Genomic DNA, 19,623 nt, shown 5'->3' on the forward strand with positions numbered 1-19,623 from the left:
ACATGTCCATTACAAATCCACAGGTGATTGATATCTGGGCGATCCCGGTTTGGGAACCTGACAACGTGGTGTTGTATATCTCTGACCACCTCGAATGGGGCGGGGAAACTGAGCAAGGCGAACACCTGCAACTGCTTCAAGACAAGCTCAATACCTACGTTGCATTCATCGAGAGCGGCGAGATCTACACCAAGATCCCTAATGCACTTGGGAAGCACCCCATCATTCGCATCAACGGCTTGTATGAGCTGCCAGAGCAAGGCGAGTTCTTCTTAGACCGCGTTGCACAGACACTAAAGGAAGTGGGTATCGGGTTTGAGTTCGTGCTTGATGCGAATGAAGAGATTCGCAACATGTGACCGAGGGAACATTTGACTGCACCTGGCGCGATGAGTGTATTCAGGACGCCTAAATGATGCTGTTCGTCGCCAAAATCTCGCCACAATCGCGCGCCTGAATTACTGTACATAAAACCAGTATTTGTACAGCGAATCAGGCCCATGAATTTCGACCAGGCAAAAGCGCTGAGACTTCAGCAGTGGCGCTCGACCCTCGACAACCCCTCTTTCCGAATTCAAAACCCGGAGGCGTATCGCCAGACCCTTCACTCCATGAGCAAGGTCCTAGCCACCGAAGGCTTGATCGACAAGCTTGAGCAATTCGACTTGGATGAACTGGCGAACGCCGCCTATTGGCACGTCGTCGAGGAACTGCATGATTCGCCGCCACGCTACTGTGGCGCCTCTTCCTATGACGTTGTGGCGCACGGGAAACCCGAACTATTTGGACGTATTGGTCGTTCAATTTTCCACTTCGCGAGCTCACTCGCAGCCCCTGGCCGGACTACCTACGACGGCAAAATTTATCCAGATGGCGACGGGGCAAACCTTGTGTTCAAGGCCTCCAAAGCAATTGCCAGAATTACCGGCCTCACATTGACCATGCCTGACGGAACGGTGTGCGACCTCGTCGAGACTCAGCGAGTTGTCGATGGCGTCACTTACGAGCCGATCGAGGATCCCGACCTGTACCGTGCCCTGGTCGACACCGCCCAAGTCGCCCGGGAGAGCCACAATTTACGCACGTTCGAAAAAGCACGCCCTCTTCTCGACCTGGCCAGGTTTCATACATGCCCGACCTGTCTTGATTGCTTCGGCCAACGCGACGATTGCCCGACTTGCGGCGGCAAGGGGTTTGTAACGAAGCAGACAGTCCCTGGTCTACGCTGAAAGCACCACGTGAGGACGAGACAATGTGCGGACGACTTTCTCAGTATCGAGGCATTCACGACTTCGTGGCAGCATTGAGCATGCCCGGCGCACTAATCAATAACGCTGGCGACCAGCCGTTTGAGCGCTACAACGCCGCGCCTTCAACTCAGCTCGCTCTCTTCCACCAGGAAGAAGGTGCTGGCCAAAGACCGAGCCGCGCCAATCAACGCCCGGGTTGAGAAAGTGGCTCACGGTCCGTTCTTCCGTGCGATCTGGCCGCACCGGTCAATCATCGCCATCGACAACTGGTTCGAATGGGTAGATGAAGGCGGTCCGAAGAAACAGCCCTATCGGATTCGCCGGAAGGACCAGGCGCCGGTCCTGTGCGCTGCAATTGGTCAGTACCCGAATGCCGAGCATGAACCCGGCGAGCACGACGGCTTTGTGATCATCACTGCCGACAGCGCCGGCGGCATGGTGGATATTCACGACCGGCGGCCGGTAGTGCTTGCACCGGAATTAGCGCGGGAGTGGCTGGACCTGGTCACTCCCAAGGAGAGAGCCGAGCAGATGGTGCTACATCAGGGCGAGCCCACAACCAAATTCGAGTGGTTCAAGGTCAATGGCGCCGTGGGTAACGTGAGGAATCAGGGAAAAGGCTTAATAGAATTACTGATCTAGAATCAGTAGGCACCATAGCCGAACGACGGATACGATTTATCGAATATGGCTTGGACTCAAACCTCCATGTGAAATCAAGACAAAACCACTCTCACCGCTTGCTCACAGAGTCTTAGAAATGGCGCAAATATTGAACCTGGAGTTGAAGGATTGGGCCACCATCGTCGCAGCGCTAATGGGTCCTATCTTAGCGGTACAAGCACAAAAGCTTGTGGAGCGGTTTAGAGAGCATCGCAACAGGAAAAACAAGGTATTTGAACAGTTAATGGCAACTCGCTCCGCTCGAGTTTCGCCTGATCATGTTCGGGCTCTGAACATGATCGATCTGGTCTTCTACGGCGAAAAGACTGTTGGGATACAACGAAGAAGTAAAACAGAGCAGAGCGTTCTGAACGCCTGGAAAGAGTATCTCGACCATCTCAACAACAAACTGGGGGAAGATCAGGCTCAGCTCTGGATGACTACTGGAGACGAATTATTCACCAACCTCCTATATGCAATGGCTGAAGACATTGGGTTCAAGTTTGACAGGGTTCAATTGAAGCGGGGCTCGTACTCCCCTATAGCCCATGTTGACTTTGAGGCTGAACAGGCTGAGCTGAGGCGCGCAACGCTATCGTTGATCACAGGTAAACACGCCTTAAAAATGGATGTTATCGGTTTTCCTTTCGACGAGGATGCGGCAGAAGCTCATAAAAAAGCTGTACAGAATGTTGGGAATGCACTGGAGACCGGAAAGTTTCGAGTTCAGCTCTTACCGCAGGAGCAGGAATAATCCAGCGACTTGCTCTGTAGGCACAATCACTTACAAGCGCTTGTCGAAGCCAGCTCCGCTGGAGGGTTCGCATAAGGGCTGAGGCCTTGGCTGGCGCCGCGCTCTGTCGATAAGCCGGATCGGCGCCGGTACCCGTAACAAATTGTCGAAAGGGATCCCTCACCACCGCTGGCCAATAGACTAGGCTGACTCGGCCACTCCGGCGCACTCAATAAGGAAGACCGCTATGCAGCTATCGGACGCCGCCGTTATTACTGAAGTCGAAGGCATTCGCGATGCGAATATAAAACTAACCGAAGGTTGGAAGCTGCTAGCGATCACCACACGAGCCAGCCCTGCGGATAAAAATGACTACACTTATTTCATTTTGGGCCGTCCGGCCAAGGACGAAAAGCCAGAAAAGCCGCCGATGAAAATCAGTGCAGCCGCGCTCGCCCAGGCGAATCAACCAAGGTAGGCGCCTGACTTCGAACAACGCGGCTTACGTAAGAGGCCCCCACACTTTCCATAAGCGTGGGGGCCTTTTTTGTGGGCGCGAAATCCACCTCCTCCTACACTGAATGACCAGTCCCCCGATCACTGGTTTGACGCCGTATCCGCCACTTCCCAAAAAAGGAAACGCCCCATGCCCAATGCCTATGAAGGATCTGCCACCGTCACTATCTCGGCACTGCACTTGGGGAACGATCCAGTCGAGGTCACTACCGAAGAGCTGCATATCGTGTTGCAGAACGCGGGGGTTAATAGGGCGCGCATCCAGTTCCCGGTGTACCTGAAAGGCCCCGAGGGTGCGAATATCTTACGGGTACAGTTACCGGACGGACTGACGCTGCAAGGGCGCATCGAGGACGGCCTTAATGGTACCGGCGGCGGTTGGCTGGAGTTCACCGTCGAGGCGCATGACTTGAGCTTAGCTCGGCCGGCTGATTTGAGCGGATGGCGGTGGCAATGAGCGACCTAGAGAAAGCGTTACGCTTGGAAGCGCTGAACGCGGGGATGAATGCCTGGCATAACCGTATAGTAAGCAGATCAGATCATCGAGAGTCAGCATCAGAACAGCCCCCTAGCGCGGCCGGCTCCCAGTTCATGATCACAAGTTCCCCGCTCACCTCTGCCTTCCCTTGCCGCTGGTTGGTGGTGGTATAGCGGATGTCCAAGGTCTCAAAGTGAAAGCCGTCAAACACCCGCCGGATGTCCGGGTGATCGTTGATGCTGACCATCACCTTGCCCTTGCAGCGGCGCATGAACTCGGCCATCCGCTCATAATTCTCGAACGGAAAGTCCACGCCATAACCGGCGGTCTGCCAGTAAGGTGGGTCCATGTAATGGAAGGTATGAGCTCGGTCGTAGCGTTCAGCGCATTCGAGCCAGGGCAGGTGTTCAACGTAGGTGCCGGACAGGCGCTGCCAAGCGGCCGAGAGATTTTCCTCGATCCGCAACAGGTTGATGGCCGGGCCGGTGGTCGCGGTGCCGAACGTCTGCCCGGTAACCTTGCCGGCGAAGGCATGGTGCTGCAGGTAGAAAAATCGGGCGGCGCGCTGAATGTCGGTGAGGGTTTCGGGGCGGGTCATCTTCTGCCACTCGAACACCTGGCGCGAACTCAGCGCCCATTTGAACTGGCGCACGAATTCTTCCAGGTGGTTCTGCACGACGCGGTACAGCGTGACCAGGTCGCCGTTGATGTCGTTGAGGACTTCAACCGGCGCGGCCTGGGGACGCATGAAGTACAGCGCAGCACCGCCGGCAAAGACTTCGACGTAGCATTCGTGAGGCGGAAAAAGCGGAATGAGGCGGTCGGCCAGGCGGCGTTTGCCGCCCATCCAAGGGATGATGGGTGTAGACATAGAGAGCAAGACCTTTACTGTATGGATAGACAGGTGCTAGGCTCGCCGCGCTTCGTGCACGGAGTAAGAGCCTTGGCTGGACTTGCAGGGCCAATCTGCAGGGACGGCGGTCGGGTTGGATGTTGACGCATCCAGTCCGACCGCTCTTTTTCACTTCGGTGTTGAGACTTCTTTGGCGTACGCCTGACAGGCCGCCAGCGCGATCAGTCCTTGGTCGCCGGCATCGGTGATGCCGATAATTCGTTGAGCATGCGCTGGGTCAAGTTGGGCTCTTGTGGCGCCATGAACCAAGCCGCTGGTGGCGGTGGTGGCTGGCATTGAGTCGTTGCCGGCGACAGCGGTGGCGTCGAGTAGGACTGACAGGCGCAGATCAGCAGTGGCAAGACGGTCGCGCAGGCGACTTTGATCACGTTGGGCATCGCTGAAGACTCGGTAATGGATTTGTTCACTGGCAGAAAGCCGTTGCTCCAGCGCCAGGCGTTTGTCCTGCTCGGCTTGTTGCTGGGTCGCCGCCGCCAGCGTCTGTTGGTTGAGGGCTTCCGCCTGCAGGCGGGCTTGTTGCTCCAGTTGCTGACCGTAACGCCAGTCCTGAACCAGCCACGCCAGCGCGGCCGATCCGCCGGCCAACGTAGCCAGCAGCCCGCCGATGGCCAGCAGCCGATACGGTGCCGGGGTCAGGTCGGCGAGATGCATAACACTGCCCTCGCCCGGCCCCACAATTCCAGCCGATCCGCCGACCCATTGAGACCGCCGTTGATCTTGCGGGTGATCGCGTCGAACTCATCCCGATCCGCCAGGGCATTGAGCTCGCGCACCCACCAGAACCACGCGGCCGACTCGGCGGCCCATTGCGGCAGCTCCAACAGCTCTGGGGTGCGCAGCAATCGCTCGTCGCCGAACAAGGCCAGGCTGCAGCGCAGGTAGTTGTTGCGGCCGGTCACCTGGATCAGGCCGCGACCGCGATAGCGTTGGCCATCCCCGTCAGGTTCCGGGGTGTTGCCCAGTTTCTGGGCCAGGTTGCCGGTGTCGTACTTGCTCAAGTACTGATCGCCGCCCAACTCCCGTACGTACTGCAGCTGACCCGACTCGTGGCCGAGCTGCGCCAGGAACGCGGCCTGGCGTTTCGGTGTGTTGATCTGCCGATGGGCCATCGCCGCGTTCAGGGCAGATACAAAAACGCCCGCTTGGCGGCGGGCGTTCGGCATGATGCGTTGCAGCTGTTGTTCCGTGATGGGCATAAAAAACTCCAGACATAAAAAAGCCGCACTCAGGCGGCAATGGGATGCGCTACAGCTTCTCGACGCTCACGACCTTGAGCGGCTTGGTTTCTTTCTTTTTCTTACCTTTCGATTTGCCTTGCTTGCCAGCATTGCACTCGACCGTGGTCGACCAGCCGGACTGGGTGAACACCTGCTCGACCGAATCCGCCAGGTACTCGCCATCGAGGCCGACCTTGAAGCCCTGAGCGTTGATCGGTCGCTCCGCGAAGATGTCTGTCCGGCCGGGCATCTCAAGACGCACGTCAGCGGTCGAGCGATTGAACGCCGTCAAGCGGGCTTTGGCGGCCGCCTCGGCGGCGGACTTGTTCGGATAGATGTGCCGGTCGGTATGCACGGCCGGCAGACCATCCGGAGCGTCATCGTTGTTGATGGTGACCACCGCCAGCTTGCCGTCCTTTTTGTTCTGATGTTTGGTCGCCACGGCCTTGTGTGAGTTGCGGTCGCCCAAGCTGAACTGCCAGCGACTGAGGTCGCTACGGGTCAGGGTGATCGCGCCGAACATCTTGCCGCTGGCGGTCTGGCCACCTTGACGCGGCATCACCAACAGCTTGCCGTCAGCGACCTTGGCGGTGCAGTCGTACTGCTTGGCCAGGCGTGTGATGAAATTAAAATCGGACTCATTGAGCTGGTCCACCCGGGCGACTTTCGTCGTCACCGGACACACCGGCTGCCAGCCATTACGCGCGGCGACGTCGGCCACGATCTTCGACAGCGGCACGTCCTCCCAGCTTCCGCTACGGATGGTCTTGCCGCTGCCGCGCATGTCGCTGGCCTTGCCCTTGATCACAATCGTGTCAGGCGGACCCGACACCTCGACCGTGTCCACCGCGTAACGCCCCAGGCGCGCCAGGGACGTTTCGGCATAGCCGAGGTAAATCTCGATAGAACTGCCGCGCCGAGGCAACTGCACCTGGCCGTCACGGTCATCAATGCGCAACTCAAATTCGTCGGACTCCATGCCCGGTTTGTCAGAGGTTCGCAGCAGCAACAACCGATCATTGATCAGCGCCGTGATATCGGCGCCATCGGCAACGATTCGAAAAGTCGGGGTCATGGATTTTGTCCAAAAAGAAACCCGCACAGGGCGGGTCAAAAAACAGTGTCGTTACGCGTAACGAAACGGGGTGCCGGCACCGGCCGAGGTCAATCCCACAAGCTGATCCCCTCCTCGGTTGGAGTGGGCAGATCTGGCAGCACGATCACCACGCCCGCGCGGTAGGGCTGGGGTTCATCCGCCAGCCCCTGATTGGCATCAAGCACCGCCTCGGTGCTGCCGTTCAGATGGCTATAAACGTTATGGCAAATGACATCGAGCATGTCCCCGTCAGACGTTCTGCATGTCGTCGCCATAGCGCGCAAACTCCAGAGTGAACCCTTGTTTACGGGGAATCCCGCCGTGCAACAGCGCGCCCTGTTCCTCGTTGATGTTCTTCAAGCACCAGGTCCCCATCACATCGCCATAGCCCGTGGTCAGGGTCAACGGCTGAAGCCTGGCCCCGATGGTGCGCAATGTGTCGAGCTGCTTGAGGCCCCCCTTGAAGCCCGGGTAAATCGTCCCTTTGAGGGTGAGCTTTTCCTCTCCCATCCCCACGGCTTGCTGCGCCGGGCGGCGCGTCAGTCGCTCCTGGGAGGCCCAGCGGAATTCGGTCGAGCGGCTCAGCTCGTCGAAGGCCGCCGTGTCCAGGTTGAAGTAGTAAGGCTGAACCTTGGGGTCGCGGGGCTGGATGATTAGCAAGTGCGGGAACGGCTTCACCGCTTCCGGTGCCGGCGTGGCATCCACGGCAAAGGCGCTGGTGGGCACGATGTTGGCCAACGACGGGCTGACCTTGCCGGCGATGTTATTGATCGCCGTCGCCGCCTTGCCCGCCTGCTCCTTCAGCGTGCCCAACCGTTCCTGTACTTCGCTGGCGGCACGCGTCGCACGACCGTACACCGCCACTACCTGGCCGACCTTGGCCTGGGCCGCGTCCACGCCGCGCATTACCCGCTGCAGCTTGGCACCAATGGCCGGCCCCACGAACGGGATGTTTTCCAGCTCGGACGCGGCGCCGGTTAACTCACTGATCGCGCCGTTAACCGGTCCCAGCATGCCGTCCGCACTGCGCCGACCGGCCTCCCCCGCCTCGACCAGGTACTTGAGGCCTGATTGCAACTGTTCCATATAAGCCATAAGGCCCCCTTACACGTGAGGTTCGTCGTACAGCTTGGCAGCGTTCTGTTTCGCGGCATCCGCCATCATCCGCTGCATGTGCGGCATCATTTCCTGGGCCAAGCGTTGCGGGTCTTTGACATCCCCTTGCACCGTGACCGGCATGTTCAGCGAGTACTGAAATTGCTGATCCACTTTGGCCGGCACCGGTTTCTCCGGTTCCTTGGGTTGGATCGCCACGGCCGCTGGCTTGGCCGCAGCCTGAACCGCCAACGACCTTGCGACATCACCCAGAGCAGGGCCTGGCGGCGGCGTTGCCGACGCCATCAGCAACGCACCTGAACCATTCGCACCATTGAAGGACTGGCCCATGGTCGCCAAGCTGGGAATAGCCGGACCAGGGCGTGGCGCCATCAGCAACGGTGTTGCTGGCGGGGCCGATTTTTCCTCTTCGCCACCAAACAGTGACTTACCCAGGGAGCCGCCCAACGCTGCGCCGCCCTGACTGCCGAGGTAGGCGCCAATCAAGCCACCGATGGCGGTGCCAATGATCGGCACCACCGAACCAATGGCCGCACCTGCTGCAGCGCCGGCCATGGTGCCAGCCAGATTGCCGGCGGCCGCGCCATAACCCTCGGCCTTTTCGTTCTTGGTCTTGGCAGTTTCGTAGGTCTCGAACGCCATGGCACCGGCTTCCATCAGCGAGCCACCGGGGATCATCTTGGCGGCTTTTCCGACCTTACCGACCGCTTGTACAACCCCGCCCAGCTTGGCCATCGCCCCGCTGGGAACCGGTAACGAAGGAATCGGCGGGCGCGGCAGGGGAACCGGCGGACGCGGAACCGGTGGCCGTGGTCCCGGAATAGGCGAGCGCGAAGAACCACCCGCCCGAGGCAACCCCGGTCGACGACGCGAAGCGCCGCGCCTTGCACCGCGACCCCGTCGGCGTGTTTCACCAGGGCCGCCAGCGGTGCCCCTCAAGTCCCCCGCATTGACGACGAAAACCTTCTTGACGCCGTCGCCATCCGAACCTGCTTCATCACCGCCGCCGGTCGCGTCCTGTGCCAGCGAAACCACCTTGAGGCCGGTCGCGACCAGGTCGAATTTACCGGCTTTCTTGTCGTCTTTGCCGCCCGCTTTATCGCCGTCGCCGTCTGCCGAGTTCCCCTTGAAAGCCGCCACCGCCTTGAGCCCGGTTTCCACCAGCGACAGTGCTTTGCCGGCCTTGCCCTTGGGCTCAGCATTTTTACCGCCGCCACCGTCGCCGTCCTCGGAGTTGGTGACAAAGACCTTTTGCACGGCGCCGGCCTTACCACCGGCCAACGATCCACGCGCCAGGTTGAACAACCCTCTACCCATCTTGAAGGAACTGAACAGGCCCGTCAGCGTGACCAACCCACCACCGACCAATGCGATCCCCGTCACCACCCCCGGCGCGCTATCCGACATCGAGGTAATGCTCTTGGTTACCTTGGTCAGCGCCTCGGCCACGGTGTCCGTGACCGGACGCAGGGCGTCGCCCACGCTACGCATGGCGTCATCCATCGACTGCGCCATTTCGGCCCATTTCTGCGACGACGACTCGCGCCGTTCGCTGAGGTTTTTGTCGAGGATGCCCGTTGCTTCGCGCGAATCGTTTTTAAGCTGGCTGTACAGCGCCTTGTTCTGCATGAACGCCGACAGCGCGGCCTTGACCTGCATGTCCGCGAACAGGTCGCCAGTGCGCAACGACTCCTCCAGCGAGGCCATCATGGCCTTGGCTTTCTCCGGATCTGCCTCCTTGCTGATCTTGGCCGTCGCCTCGGCCATGGCCGCTGCTCGCTTCGGATCGGTGGCCTGAATGTATTTCTGAGCCAACGCCATGCTGGTTTCCAGCGTGGACATGCCGTTTTGCAAACCGGTCTGCATCGAGCCCTTGTAGTCGATGCCGGCCTTTTTATAGGCCTGGACCGTATCAGTCGAGCCGATCTTGCCCATCCAGTTTTTCAGGTTGTTCGCCGCTTCGTCAGCGCCGCCGGCTGTCTTCATCTGCACTTGCAGCATGGCGCCCAACTGAGTGACGGCATCCATGCCGGTGATACCCAGCTTACCCATGTTCGCCAGCAGCTCAGGAAACCAGCGCGCCATGTCGGACGCTTCAAAGCTACCTGCCTGCCCTTGAAAGGCGATCGCCTCCAGCGCCTTTTGCATGTCCTTGGCGTCGGTGATCTTGGCGTTTTGTCCCAAGGCGTTGATCATCTTCGCCGTATCGACACCGCTCGAGCCCTGCCCTACGACAAACTTGGCCGCGACCGGTGCGTACTCCAGGGCCTTGCTCAAGTCCATACCGGCGCCGACCAACTGGTTGATCACATCGGCCACATCATTGCGCGCCATACCGGTATCGCGCGAAGTGTCGATGATCTTGCGCGACATCTCCTGTTCTTGCGGCTTGTTGGCAATGCCGGCCTTGATCGCGATGTCACGAACAATGGCCCCAAAATCGGCACTGACCTTCGTCGGCACGGCCATGGCTCCGACACCGACCACCGCCGCACCGACCGCGCTTTTCATGCCGGACTTGCCGGCGTCGAGCTGCTGGTAACCCTTGGCCTTAAACTCGGCCTTTTTCGCGGCCTGGCCCATGGCCTGATACGCCTTGCCCAGCCTGCCGACCTCGACGCCCTGCTTTTTCAAGCTGTCGAGGTTGGAGTTCAACCGGCTGAGCAATTTGGACGCTCCAGCGGCGCCGCTGTCGTGAGCCTTTTTCCATTCATCGCGCAGGCGAATGGTGTCGCCAATCGTGCGCTGCAGTACCCGCGCCTTGTTACCTTCCGCTTCAAGGCTCTTGATGCGTTTCGTCACATCTTTGAAGGCCGCGCCGACCGTCGAACTGACGGCGCCGCCGATCACCAGCCCGAGGGCGATTTTGTTCGCCATATCATGGCTCCCAGTTGCACAGCATTACCGGTAGCGGCTCAATCCGTGAGCCACCACACCATCTCGGCAAATGGCATCGTCTGAATCTCGGCGGCGGAAAATCCGGTCTCCGCCGCCAAACGTTTTGCCGCCACTTTCATGACGCAGGGATCAAATCCCGTCGTCGTGCACCAGGCGAAAATAGCCGGCCTGCAAGCGGTAGTAGTCCACCAGTTTCAGGCCCTCCAGATCTGCAAGGTCGGCGCCGGTCAATTCAGCGAACAAGGTCAGCTCGCGCTGTTCGGCGTTGCCGTTGGCCGCACGATCCGCCGCCCGGACCTCGCGCACGGTCGGCGAGCGCAGGCTCAACGTATCAACCTGCACCGACTTGACCTCCGTCGGGCACGAGAGCGTCACCAGCACGTTGTCCGCCGTGACCGACAACCAAGCCGGCAGCAACGTCGGATCGGTGAACTGCGGCACTAGCCGCGAATAGCCTTCCTGCAACCGGTGGTAATCCAACAGTTTCAGGCTCTCAAGATCCTTTAGTCCCACCTCCGCCAAACCGGCAAACAACATCAGCTCGCGTTGTTCGGCATCACCTTGGGACGCCCGGTCGGCCGCCCGCTCATCGCGCAACGTCGGCGAGCGCAGGGTTACTTTGTCGACCTTCACCCCGTTGGTTTCGCTGGGACACGAAAGGGTCACGACGGCGTTTTCAGCGGTGACCAACAACCAGGACGGCAACGCTTTTTCAGCTTGATTCATCATCTGGATCTATTCCCTTAGAGGCCGAGCGCGGTGCGCACTTCGGCGAGTTGGTCTTTGCCGTCGATCACCTGGATGCCGGCGACCATGTCGATTTCGTACATCAGACGGCCGTCGATTTCGAGCTTGTAGTAAGTGACCGCAATCGCGTGTTTGATCTCGGCCGGGTCACCGGCTTTCCAGTCGCCCAGATCGACCTCTTTGAGCCGGCCGCGCAGGGTGGCGACAACGGCAGTAATCGCCCCCTTTTGCCCCTTGAAGGCGCCACGGAAAGACGAGTTGAAGGCCGTGCCATCGGCCAGGCCGAAGTACTTCAGCGACTCACGGCGCACGCCCTTGGTGACAAAGGACGCTTCCATTTTTTCCAGGCCCTGGTCCATCTCGATGGCACCGGCCATGCCGCCAGCTCGGTACTCGTCGGTCTTGGTGGTCAGCTTGGGCAACGTCATGCTTGGCACTTCGCCGGCAAAGCTCATCCCGTCAACAAACAGGTTGGTGTTAAACAAAGTTTGAGGAATCATCGACTAGGCCCCTTAGCCACTGCTGGAACTGCGGCGTTGAGGTGGTATTGCTGCGGGTCTCGATTGCACGACCGGAGCAGCGAATGACGGAGCCGGTTGCGCGACAACGGGTGCTGCCTGATCGGCACTGCTAACCCGTTCGCCTTGAACAGGCTTGATGCGCAGGGCTTCGTCAAACAATCCGGACTGTGCCAGGGACTGACGCACGCGCTCCCAGTCGTGTTCCTTGTAGCGATTCAGGCCCAGGTAATGCGCCATGGCCAGGCAATACACCATCAGGTCGAGCGCTTCGTTGCGCTCGGCCTTACCCTTTATCCACTCGATCCGCTTGTGACCGCGCACGTAGCGGGCGACCTTGCGCTCTGCCACGCACTGGTCAAAGAAGTCGTCCGGCAGGTCATTGGCGAAGTGCAACGCCCCCGGCCCGGACTCGAACGGGTAGCGGTTATAGATCCAGTCCTTCGCCGTGTCGGTACCCACGAACCAAAGTTCCGCACCGTTGCGTTCGGTCTGGCCTTTCCAGGTCACGTCGACCATGGACGGGCGTTGAGCAATGACCGGCTTGCCAGGTTTGCTCGCGCCCTTGATCGCGAACACATTGCGCCAGCGACGAACACGGCAGAACTGGTAAACCTCATCGGTGTGGTGACCGCCGGAGTCGACAGCGGTGGCCAGAATGCCCAAGCCAACACCGCACGGATGGCGATATTTCGCTTTCAGGAGTTCGTCCAACGCTGCCCAAGTGCGGTCGTCTGCGGGATCGCCCGAAACTATCTGGAAGTCAACGATCCAGCGCTCCATGCCGGCACCCCAGCCCATGGCCATGAATTCCAGCCGGTTGGCCTGAACGTCGACGGCCCCGGTGATCATCATCACCGCCGCCGGCATCGAGCCAAGGGTGTAGCCTTCCAACCGCGCCCGCTGCCTCAGGACGTCTGCTTTGGTCTGCTCCTGAGCCGCGTCCCAAACCTTCGCTAGACGGGTGTTGTAGAACACCTGCATGGGCTCAAGATCGCCTTTGGCCTGGGCCTTTTTGGCCTTCTCAAATTGCTTGGCCAGCGACTTCCAGTCCATCCAACCCAACGGCGAATACAGCGCGTTGAGGTGGAAGCCAACGGTCTCGCCGTCGCCTTCGGCGTGAGCGCGCCATTCGCCGTTGGCGAGCATTTCGCCCTTGTGGTACTCCTCGATCAGCACGTCACATTCAGGTCCGGCGCACTGGTAGTGCACCACGCTGAAGTCCTTCGAGTAGTGCAGCCGTTCCCATTCAAGGATCTGCATATGCCGGCAAGTCGGGCATGGCACATAGTAGTGACGCTGGTCACTGCCATCGAACAGGTCGGAGATCCGCGAGGCGCCCTTGATCGTCGGCGAGCTGGAGAAGTAGAACTTCGCGTTGCGGCCAAAGGTGCTGCCCCGGGTTTCCGCCAACTCGATGGGATCGCCCTCCTCGCCGATGTCGACTTCCCAGCGGTCGATCTCATCGCCGTAAACGTAGCGCGCCGACAGCTCCGATAAGTTGGCGGCCGAACCGGCGGTGGTGACGTACAACGTGCCACCCTCGAACTCCTTGGTGTCCATGGTGTTGCGCGAATCCCGCGAGCGGTTGGCCGCCACACGTTCGCGCAGTACCGGGGTCGCTTTGATCGTCTTACCGATCCGCGAGGACACCCGCTTGGCCAGGCCGAGGCTTGGCAGCAGTGCCAGGATATTCGACGGCGCCATGTGCATCAGACCGCCGATCCAGTTCAGACCGATCTGGGTTTTCATCAACTGCGACGCAACCATGGTGATCACGCGCTTGCAGGGGTGAGCCGGCGACAAACAACGCATGGGCTCGCGGGCATACGGTGTACGCGAGGTGCGGTACTGGCCCGGCTCAGCGGCGCCGGTGTCACGCGGGATCCGCATGTACTCATCGGCCCACTGATCGATCCAGACGTCCGGGTCGGGCCGTAGCCCACGGAAATACGCCTCGCGGTACACCTCTGCACCGTCAGGAATTTCCGTGGGCATAGGCTTAACTCGTGGTCAGTGCGTGTTCAAGGTCCGCTGAAGACATGCGCTCGGCGTCTTCCAGCGAGCGGCGGATCGCCGCCGTGAGGTGCTTTTCGATTTCCCAAGGGTCGGTCATCGATGCCAGTTCCGGCGCCAGTTGCGGAGGCATCCCCAGCAGTTGATCGCGCAGCATGCGACCAGCGTTGTAAGCGCCGGTCTGCACCGCCAACAGGGCCACCAGCGAGCCCTTGGCCTTGTGCAATTCGATCTCGGCGAGCTGCGCCAGGTTGTGCTCGCGCAGTGCGCGGGCCTTCTGGAAGTCGGGAAGCTGCCCCGCAGGGGTGATCGTGAGCGGCGGCGCAGCCGTTGAAGTCGGCTCGGCCTGGCTGGATAGCTGGCTGTAAACGTCACGCTGAAGCCGGTCCTGGTGGTGGCGGTCGGCGACGGCGGTCTTGCTGGGGTCAGCGGTGTCGCGAATCAACGCTTCACTGGCCGTGACATCGACCTGTTTACCGTCGGCGGTCAGAACCAGGCGGTTGTTGTTTTTCAACCAGGTGATGTAGCTGGGTGCCCTGCCGATCCGAGCCGCGAAGGCGCTCTTTGACAGGTACATTGGTTCTGTCATAAGCCCTCCTTTTCAACGGCTTTTCAATGGAACCTTTCGATTTCAATGGATTGAATTTCAGTAAGCTGGCAACCCTGCCGCTAACACTTTCCCGCGGGTTTCCGACCCCGTACCCTACGAATAACCCTAGGGTCCCCGGCAGTTTCAGGCTGGCCCGCCACCATTCGGCGGGACATCGCACACGCCAAGCCGCTTGGCAGCCCAGCGTTCGTACAAGCCGATGGCAACATCTGCACCGGCCATTGCCGTGAGACAACCCAAGGCGCCCGCCGTCCAGAGCGACATGCCCGCCGCGATCATCAGCATCATTGCCGAGACTCCGCAGACAATGCAGGCACCGGATCGAAGCGCAAGCCGACGCATCAGCGCCCAGCCACGGGCACCATCCTTGTCTGCTCGCCACATCTCACCGGATACGCCGCCGACCAGAGCCAGGACGATCACCAACCAGATCGGCATTTCTGCCAGCGCTTGCTGCTCATTTGTCATGTTGTGCCTCAAGTGAAGGAGCATGCCGAACACAAAAAAGAAAACCCCGCCGGAGGGCAGGGTTTTCAATGTCGCGGCATACGCCAGGACGAAGTGCACAGCACGTGCTCGGGGAAGCGCCAAGGCGCAGAATCCATATCGTGGGGACTTTTTACCCCCTGAGTACGGAACCGAAAAGGGGGCATTTTCGGTTATCCAACTTGACGCAACTTTGACGCAATTTTGAGGAGACTTTGAGGTAAAGCGCCCCGACCAACGGTAAGCCATTTACGTGCGTCCTTGCGCTCGGCCAGCACCTCAAACAGTCGGACATGAAGACGATGCACAAGATCGTAGTAGGTTTGCTTCGCCTTTGAGACGTAGCCCAGTTCGTGCATCTGCGCTGCCCATGTCGGTGCAGGGTCAAAGCCGTAACGCATAACTGCCAACTGTTGCAGCCTTTCACCCCGACCATCTTGCCGGGCAATCTCGGAAAGGGCGGCACCAATTTCCTGCGCAATTGCATCTGGACCCGCACTACCGCCGAGAAGGATCCGAGAACCGGGTGTGCCCCGCGGCGCACAACCGCCCCACTCCATGATCGTCGCCATCGGGCTACCCATGCCTCCGGCTTCACCGGCGTGTAGGCATTGCTCGCCCCAATGTTTCAGCAACAACTCCATCGCCTCAATCATTGCCCTGCCCCCGTAAAACCCAACCCAACACAGAAAAACCGCAACCCGACACAAACCCAACACAGATAAATCCCTTTAAATTCAATGCTTCAATCAAACTTGAGTTGAGTGTGTTGGGTTTGTTGGGTTTATCAGTCTTCGCATAAGAAAAAATTCGTTCCGTTGAATTCGTTGCAAAGAACGTCGTGCATGCGCGTGCGCGACACAAAACCCAACACACCCCACACAACACCCGCGAAGGCATGTAATTCGGGCACTCAAATTGTGTGGGGTATTCAAAATCAACCCGACACACACTCAACACACCCAACACACTTTTGAAAATAGTCATGCTGCAAGCGCCTTGATGTGATCCCAGCTGTCCACGTGCCAGCCCGCCAGCTTGGCCTTCGCCCGCCAGTTCTCTACCTGCTTGCCCAGCTCTGCCGCCTTGAGTGATGGGGGCGGGGAAGCATCCAGATCCACAGGAAAGAAAAACGCGCCGAAGCGTCGGTTATTGCCGTCAGTCCAGGGTATCGCCCGCGTTTTATCCACCTCGGAACTGATAAATAGAGAGAACTTGGTCTGACTCATCACGTGCTCTTTGTTGCGCTGGCACCATTCGAGAAACAACGAATAGAGGTCGGTCGATAGACACGGTCCCCAAAGCCCATGCCCCAGTTCGCTGTACTTCCACAGGTGCAAGAATGTTTGCCAGCCGGCCCGACTCAAGGCGACCAAACGCTCACGCGCCTCTGTCGATGGCGGCCGCGTGCGCTGGTTGAAGTCCCCTAGATCGACCGACAGTAACCAACCGTAGAGCGCCGCCACCCCACCCTGCTCCAGTTCACGACCAATCGCCTTTTGCCGTGCGACTGGCAGAGTCTCCATAGGCCACATGACTAGCATTCGACGATCACTGTCGCTGATTGGCCAGGGAAGAATCTCGTTGCTGAGAAACACCGCATTCATATGGTTGGCTTCTTCCCAGCCATTAATGAATTTCGACTCCATCCGCACCGTTTTACCAGTGATCAAGTGCTTGATCTTGCCCACCTGGTTGTAACGTTGATCGCGACTGACGACCTCTTCAAAGACCGACCACAATTTGCGGCTTTGCCACGCGTTGAAACTGCTTTCCAACTGCGTCTGACCAACAGTCGCCGCGTATTGGCCATAAAGCATGCCGAGCGCGTCAGCGAACAACAGGCTCTTGCCCGAACCTTCCATTATCGAATGCATCAACACAGCGGTGTCCATCTTGGCGCCCAAGTGCTGCAGCGGATACGCCAGCCAGCGAGTTAGCCAATCGGTTGCAGCTTCATCATGGTTACAAAGAAATGAGATCAACCAACGCAGGTTGGCACACGCTGCATCATCTCTGACTGGCTCAAGCGGCAACCCGTCAAAGGTATTGATGTACACCGCAGGATCCTTCGTCATGGTCGGATCAAACACGATGTGTTCAACATCGACGGTGCGGCGCTCGCTGCTGTTCAGCCACAGCGGGTAAGTGTCACCCAGCGCCATCTTCACCGCGCCCTCGGCTATGCGCCGCTTCTTTTCGCGATCCCAAACGTCTTTGGTGCCATCGATGTAAACGTAGCGATCGGTTGGAGACATCCCGAATGCACCGCCTTTCTTCCCAGCCATGCGGCGCGCCTGCTCGATCTCGCGAACATGATCGTCAGAAATCAGCCTCTTTCCGGTGTCGTCCAACCAGGCTTTGGCCAGTGGCTTGCCCACACGAGCTTCGAAGGCGGACTTCTTCATTACCTTCGATTGGTCGCAATCCCACACATGAGTGGTGCCCTCAACCAGCGCAAAACGACGAAGTATGTGATCCAGCGTTATGGCCTCCCCGCCCCCCATCAGGAGCAGGAGCGGCCTCGCTGGACGAGCATGTGTCGTCGGAGATCGGCCCGTTCAATTCACCGGATGGGGTCGGGGGAAGATCATTCGCATCTGGACGGACAGCGTGTTGCATGCCCAACATCCGTGCAGCATCCTTCACAGCCTTCGACTGGTCGCCGCAGTGCTCGAGTAAGCAGAACACTTCAAAGGCGTCGTTCTGATGTCCGTTCGCGAGAGGATCAGCACCGTGGTGCGAGTAAACCTTGCCCTCGCTGATCGTCACCCCTGGCAGACCGGTACTGCTTTGAGGATACAGCCACTTGTTGCCGCGCTGAATGTACCCATGAGTGCGCAGAAGCTCTGCAACATCGTGACAACGGTTGAATTCATCAATCACCGAGGGCCGTTTGCCGCCACCGAGTACAGCACGCTTAACTGCTTTGACTGGTGGCTTTGGTAGCGCAACCGCCCATGGACACGCAGCTTCAGCATCCCGCTTAAAGAACTCCCAATTCTGCCAAATGGTAAGCAGCTCGTTGGTCAGCGTCGGCAGCCCGTCAGTAGCACTTGGAGCGGTTTTCCAGATGTAAGGTTTGCCGGTACCGGGATGAATTGAAGGTGGAAATACGTCTTGCACCAATCCCGCACGTAGTTCAAAGACCGTGAAGCGTTTGAACGGCTCGGCTTCGGTTCGTGCAGCAGCTTCTGCGGCAAGATCACCCTGCTCTTTCGCAGACTTGGCCTTGTCCATCAACCCTTTGAAAATCGAACCGTCCGGGTCTTTTTCATTTGGCCATGAAAGTGAATGACGCGTGAGTTCGATGCCTTCCGGCACTTTGAATACCACCCGGAATCGCAGCGGATTTCCGACGATAGTCGGGAACACCACTGCCATCGCATCAAGGTCAAGGCCCAACAGTTCATACAGAACATGACGCGTCCATTGAACGTCATCAACATCCAATGAACAAACGCGGCTCGGCCCCAGCACGACGCCAAGGTTGTGATTTGGGTTTCGTTGCCAGAACGCCTCGGCCGTGTCGGCGTCGGTGATATAGCCTCCGGGCTTATTCCACCCTAGGCCTTTCGGAGCCTTTTCACCTGGATCAATCGATACGAGTGCCAAGTCAAAAGTACTGATGTAGCGCTTTGCCCATGTAGCGATGGCTGTTCCTTTGCCCGATTCACTCATCGCCGGGCCTCCCGCAACTCCTGACAAGAGACGCAGGTCTCGCAACCTTCAACCTTCTGCTGTCGAAGCAACGGGATTGGTTCGTCGCAGTCGTCACAGAACTGCGCGCTAACGCGGCTTGATGGCACGCGGCGACTGCGATGAATAGCAACATCAAGCAGGTATTGCGCCTGCTCGTTTGCGCGGTCGATATCATCAGCCATTGATGCGATCCTCCATCGCCTGGCGAGCGCCCGCCATGATTCCAAGGACTTCGCGTATCACATCCATTCCGTGCTTTTCGAGATCCACGACTTCATGAAGCTCCCAGACGTTGTCCGCCGCGCCGTCGTGCATCTTGGCCACGAATTCACCGGTTTCCCCGAGTAGCTTACCAACCGCTTTCAAGGCATCACGGGTTGCCGGTACTGGCACGGGCCGGTACCAAACCGCACCTGCTGGACGCATCAATGCATCCAGCAAGCGTGGATCAGCGGTCAGCCTGATCACTTCCTCAAGCTCATCTGGATTCAGCCAGCGGCGTTCTTCATCGAGCTTGAGTTTCTTCTGGAGGGTGTCGTTGTCCAACACCATTTCAAAGGCAAGGGCGGTAATTCCGCCCTTGTAGTCACGACCAGCGCGATAGATCGCTTGGCGTAGAGGCAGGACCGGACCAGCGTCCGGCAAAAGATCTGTGCGACTCATA

At 59.0% G+C, this 19,623-nt stretch carries 21 protein-coding genes and 3 pseudogenes; 6 read left to right on the plus strand and 18 right to left on the minus strand.

Features of this window, described 5'->3' with window-relative positions:
• The first annotated feature begins 2 nt into the window (after positions 1 to 2).
• The 6 genes and pseudogenes from JFV26_RS12455 to JFV26_RS12480 all read left to right on the plus strand — a co-directional run bounded on the left by JFV26_RS12455 (position 3) and on the right by JFV26_RS12480 (position 3,619).
• A complete protein-coding gene (locus tag JFV26_RS12455) occupies positions 3 to 359 on the plus strand; it encodes a DUF6572 domain-containing protein (protein WP_201192684.1) in 357 nt (118 codons plus the stop codon).
• 141 nt (positions 360 to 500) lie between these two features.
• Complete coding sequence (locus JFV26_RS12460; protein WP_201192687.1) at positions 501 to 1,229, plus strand: hypothetical protein; 729 nt, start codon at positions 501 to 503, stop codon at positions 1,227 to 1,229.
• A 23-nt stretch (positions 1,230 to 1,252) separates the two neighbouring features.
• Positions 1,253 to 1,892: pseudogene (locus tag JFV26_RS12465) on the plus strand (SOS response-associated peptidase family protein).
• Between the two features lie 118 nt (positions 1,893 to 2,010).
• Positions 2,011 to 2,667, plus strand: coding sequence for a DUF6680 family protein (locus JFV26_RS12470; protein WP_201192690.1), 657 nt, complete (start codon positions 2,011 to 2,013; stop codon positions 2,665 to 2,667).
• 226 nt (positions 2,668 to 2,893) lie between these two features.
• Positions 2,894 to 3,124 (plus strand): hypothetical protein, encoded by a 231-nt coding sequence (locus JFV26_RS12475; RefSeq protein WP_201192692.1) that lies wholly within the window; start codon positions 2,894 to 2,896, stop codon positions 3,122 to 3,124.
• A gap of 168 nt (positions 3,125 to 3,292) precedes the next feature.
• The gene (locus tag JFV26_RS12480) at positions 3,293 to 3,619 is read left to right on the plus strand and encodes a hypothetical protein (RefSeq protein ID WP_242487808.1); all 327 of its coding nucleotides are present in this window, start codon (positions 3,293 to 3,295) and stop codon (positions 3,617 to 3,619) included.
• A gap of 82 nt (positions 3,620 to 3,701) precedes the next feature.
• Here the strand turns inward: JFV26_RS12480 and JFV26_RS12485 are convergent, their stop codons facing one another.
• The 18 genes and pseudogenes from JFV26_RS12485 to JFV26_RS12565 all read right to left on the minus strand — a co-directional run bounded on the left by JFV26_RS12485 (position 3,702) and on the right by JFV26_RS12565 (position 19,622).
• A complete protein-coding gene (locus JFV26_RS12485) occupies positions 3,702 to 4,511 on the minus strand; it encodes a DNA adenine methylase (protein WP_201192695.1) in 810 nt (269 codons plus the stop codon).
• A gap of 150 nt (positions 4,512 to 4,661) precedes the next feature.
• Positions 4,662 to 5,204, minus strand: a complete 543-nt coding sequence (locus JFV26_RS12490) for a lysis protein (protein WP_201192698.1) — start codon at positions 5,202 to 5,204, stop codon at positions 4,662 to 4,664.
• Positions 5,186 to 5,749 (minus strand): glycoside hydrolase family 19 protein, encoded by a 564-nt coding sequence (locus JFV26_RS12495; protein WP_201192701.1) that lies wholly within the window; start codon positions 5,747 to 5,749, stop codon positions 5,186 to 5,188. The genes JFV26_RS12490 and JFV26_RS12495 overlap by 19 nt, the downstream gene beginning before the upstream one ends.
• Before the next feature lie 49 nt (positions 5,750 to 5,798).
• Positions 5,799 to 6,845, minus strand: a complete 1,047-nt coding sequence (locus tag JFV26_RS12500; protein WP_201192704.1) for a phage late control D family protein — start codon at positions 6,843 to 6,845, stop codon at positions 5,799 to 5,801.
• An 89-nt stretch (positions 6,846 to 6,934) separates the two neighbouring features.
• Positions 6,935 to 7,141, minus strand: coding sequence for a tail protein X (locus JFV26_RS12505; RefSeq protein ID WP_201192705.1), 207 nt, complete (start codon positions 7,139 to 7,141; stop codon positions 6,935 to 6,937).
• Positions 7,116 to 7,961, minus strand: coding sequence for a phage tail protein (locus JFV26_RS12510; protein ID WP_201192709.1), 846 nt, complete (start codon positions 7,959 to 7,961; stop codon positions 7,116 to 7,118). The genes JFV26_RS12505 and JFV26_RS12510 overlap by 26 nt, the downstream gene beginning before the upstream one ends.
• A gap of 9 nt (positions 7,962 to 7,970) precedes the next feature.
• Positions 7,971 to 10,859: a phage tail tape measure protein gene (locus JFV26_RS12515; RefSeq protein ID WP_201192711.1), complete on the minus strand. Its 2,889-nt coding sequence runs from the start codon at positions 10,857 to 10,859 to the stop codon at positions 7,971 to 7,973.
• A gap of 150 nt (positions 10,860 to 11,009) precedes the next feature.
• Positions 11,010 to 11,297, minus strand: coding sequence for a phage tail assembly protein (locus JFV26_RS33465; RefSeq protein ID WP_242487819.1), 288 nt, complete (start codon positions 11,295 to 11,297; stop codon positions 11,010 to 11,012).
• Positions 11,298 to 11,333: 36 nt separating this feature from the next.
• Positions 11,334 to 11,609: pseudogene (locus JFV26_RS33470) on the minus strand (phage tail assembly protein); the annotation flags it as partial.
• Between the two features lie 14 nt (positions 11,610 to 11,623).
• Positions 11,624 to 12,127 carry a phage major tail tube protein gene (locus JFV26_RS12525; protein ID WP_201192713.1) on the minus strand — a complete coding sequence of 168 codons (504 nt, stop codon included), beginning with the start codon at positions 12,125 to 12,127 and terminating at the stop codon, positions 11,624 to 11,626.
• 12 nt (positions 12,128 to 12,139) lie between these two features.
• Positions 12,140 to 14,143: a phage terminase large subunit family protein gene (locus JFV26_RS12530; protein ID WP_201192716.1), complete on the minus strand. Its 2,004-nt coding sequence runs from the start codon at positions 14,141 to 14,143 to the stop codon at positions 12,140 to 12,142.
• 4 nt (positions 14,144 to 14,147) lie between these two features.
• Positions 14,148 to 14,750: a terminase small subunit gene (locus JFV26_RS12535; protein ID WP_201192718.1), complete on the minus strand. Its 603-nt coding sequence runs from the start codon at positions 14,748 to 14,750 to the stop codon at positions 14,148 to 14,150.
• Positions 14,751 to 14,894: 144 nt separating this feature from the next.
• Positions 14,895 to 15,239: a phage holin family protein gene (locus tag JFV26_RS12540; RefSeq protein ID WP_034156347.1), complete on the minus strand. Its 345-nt coding sequence runs from the start codon at positions 15,237 to 15,239 to the stop codon at positions 14,895 to 14,897.
• A gap of 191 nt (positions 15,240 to 15,430) precedes the next feature.
• Positions 15,431 to 15,913, minus strand: coding sequence for a hypothetical protein (locus JFV26_RS12545; protein ID WP_201192722.1), 483 nt, complete (start codon positions 15,911 to 15,913; stop codon positions 15,431 to 15,433).
• Positions 15,906 to 16,244, minus strand: a complete 339-nt coding sequence (locus JFV26_RS12550) for a hypothetical protein (RefSeq protein ID WP_201192725.1) — start codon at positions 16,242 to 16,244, stop codon at positions 15,906 to 15,908. The genes JFV26_RS12545 and JFV26_RS12550 overlap by 8 nt, the downstream gene beginning before the upstream one ends.
• Positions 16,241 to 18,938 (minus strand): annotated as a pseudogene (locus JFV26_RS12555) (DUF5906 domain-containing protein). The gene JFV26_RS12550 and the pseudogene JFV26_RS12555 overlap by 4 nt, the downstream one beginning before the upstream one ends.
• A complete protein-coding gene (locus JFV26_RS12560; protein ID WP_101158491.1) occupies positions 18,935 to 19,141 on the minus strand; it encodes a TraR/DksA C4-type zinc finger protein in 207 nt (68 codons plus the stop codon). The pseudogene JFV26_RS12555 and the gene JFV26_RS12560 overlap by 4 nt, the downstream one beginning before the upstream one ends.
• A complete protein-coding gene (locus JFV26_RS12565) occupies positions 19,134 to 19,622 on the minus strand; it encodes a phage regulatory CII family protein (protein WP_095669236.1) in 489 nt (162 codons plus the stop codon). The genes JFV26_RS12560 and JFV26_RS12565 overlap by 8 nt, the downstream gene beginning before the upstream one ends.
• Between the last annotated feature and the right edge of the window lies 1 nt (position 19,623).

Source organism: Pseudomonas sp. TH31 (genome assembly GCF_016650815.1).
In the GTDB taxonomy this organism is placed as follows: Bacteria; Pseudomonadota; Gammaproteobacteria; order Pseudomonadales; family Pseudomonadaceae; genus Aquipseudomonas.

Coding starts and splice junctions, on each gene's coding strand:
- JFV26_RS12475 (WP_201192692.1), top strand. CDS start 2,894: ATGCAGCTATCGGACGCCGCCGTTATTACTGAAGTCGAAGGCATTCGC.
- JFV26_RS12490 (WP_201192698.1), bottom strand. CDS start 5,204: ATGCATCTCGCCGACCTGACCCCGGCACCGTATCGGCTGCTGGCCATC.
- JFV26_RS12485 (WP_201192695.1), bottom strand. CDS start 4,511: ATGTCTACACCCATCATCCCTTGGATGGGCGGCAAACGCCGCCTGGCC.
- JFV26_RS12540 (WP_034156347.1), bottom strand. CDS start 15,239: ATGACAAATGAGCAGCAAGCGCTGGCAGAAATGCCGATCTGGTTGGTG.
- JFV26_RS12525 (WP_201192713.1), bottom strand. CDS start 12,127: ATGATTCCTCAAACTTTGTTTAACACCAACCTGTTTGTTGACGGGATG.
- JFV26_RS12495 (WP_201192701.1), bottom strand. CDS start 5,749: ATGCCCATCACGGAACAACAGCTGCAACGCATCATGCCGAACGCCCGC.
- JFV26_RS12505 (WP_201192705.1), bottom strand. CDS start 7,141: ATGGCGACGACATGCAGAACGTCTGACGGGGACATGCTCGATGTCATT.
- JFV26_RS12545 (WP_201192722.1), bottom strand. CDS start 15,913: ATGATTGAGGCGATGGAGTTGTTGCTGAAACATTGGGGCGAGCAATGC.
- JFV26_RS12565 (WP_095669236.1), bottom strand. CDS start 19,622: ATGAGTCGCACAGATCTTTTGCCGGACGCTGGTCCGGTCCTGCCTCTA.
- JFV26_RS12510 (WP_201192709.1), bottom strand. CDS start 7,961: ATGGCTTATATGGAACAGTTGCAATCAGGCCTCAAGTACCTGGTCGAG.
- JFV26_RS12535 (WP_201192718.1), bottom strand. CDS start 14,750: ATGACAGAACCAATGTACCTGTCAAAGAGCGCCTTCGCGGCTCGGATC.
- JFV26_RS12480 (WP_242487808.1), top strand. CDS start 3,293: ATGCCCAATGCCTATGAAGGATCTGCCACCGTCACTATCTCGGCACTG.
- JFV26_RS12460 (WP_201192687.1), top strand. CDS start 501: ATGAATTTCGACCAGGCAAAAGCGCTGAGACTTCAGCAGTGGCGCTCG.
- JFV26_RS12560 (WP_101158491.1), bottom strand. CDS start 19,141: ATGGCTGATGATATCGACCGCGCAAACGAGCAGGCGCAATACCTGCTT.
- JFV26_RS12470 (WP_201192690.1), top strand. CDS start 2,011: ATGGCGCAAATATTGAACCTGGAGTTGAAGGATTGGGCCACCATCGTC.
- JFV26_RS12500 (WP_201192704.1), bottom strand. CDS start 6,845: ATGACCCCGACTTTTCGAATCGTTGCCGATGGCGCCGATATCACGGCG.
- JFV26_RS12530 (WP_201192716.1), bottom strand. CDS start 14,143: ATGCCCACGGAAATTCCTGACGGTGCAGAGGTGTACCGCGAGGCGTAT.
- JFV26_RS12515 (WP_201192711.1), bottom strand. CDS start 10,859: ATGGCGAACAAAATCGCCCTCGGGCTGGTGATCGGCGGCGCCGTCAGT.
- JFV26_RS12455 (WP_201192684.1), top strand. CDS start 3: ATGTCCATTACAAATCCACAGGTGATTGATATCTGGGCGATCCCGGTT.
- JFV26_RS12550 (WP_201192725.1), bottom strand. CDS start 16,244: ATGACTATTTTCAAAAGTGTGTTGGGTGTGTTGAGTGTGTGTCGGGTT.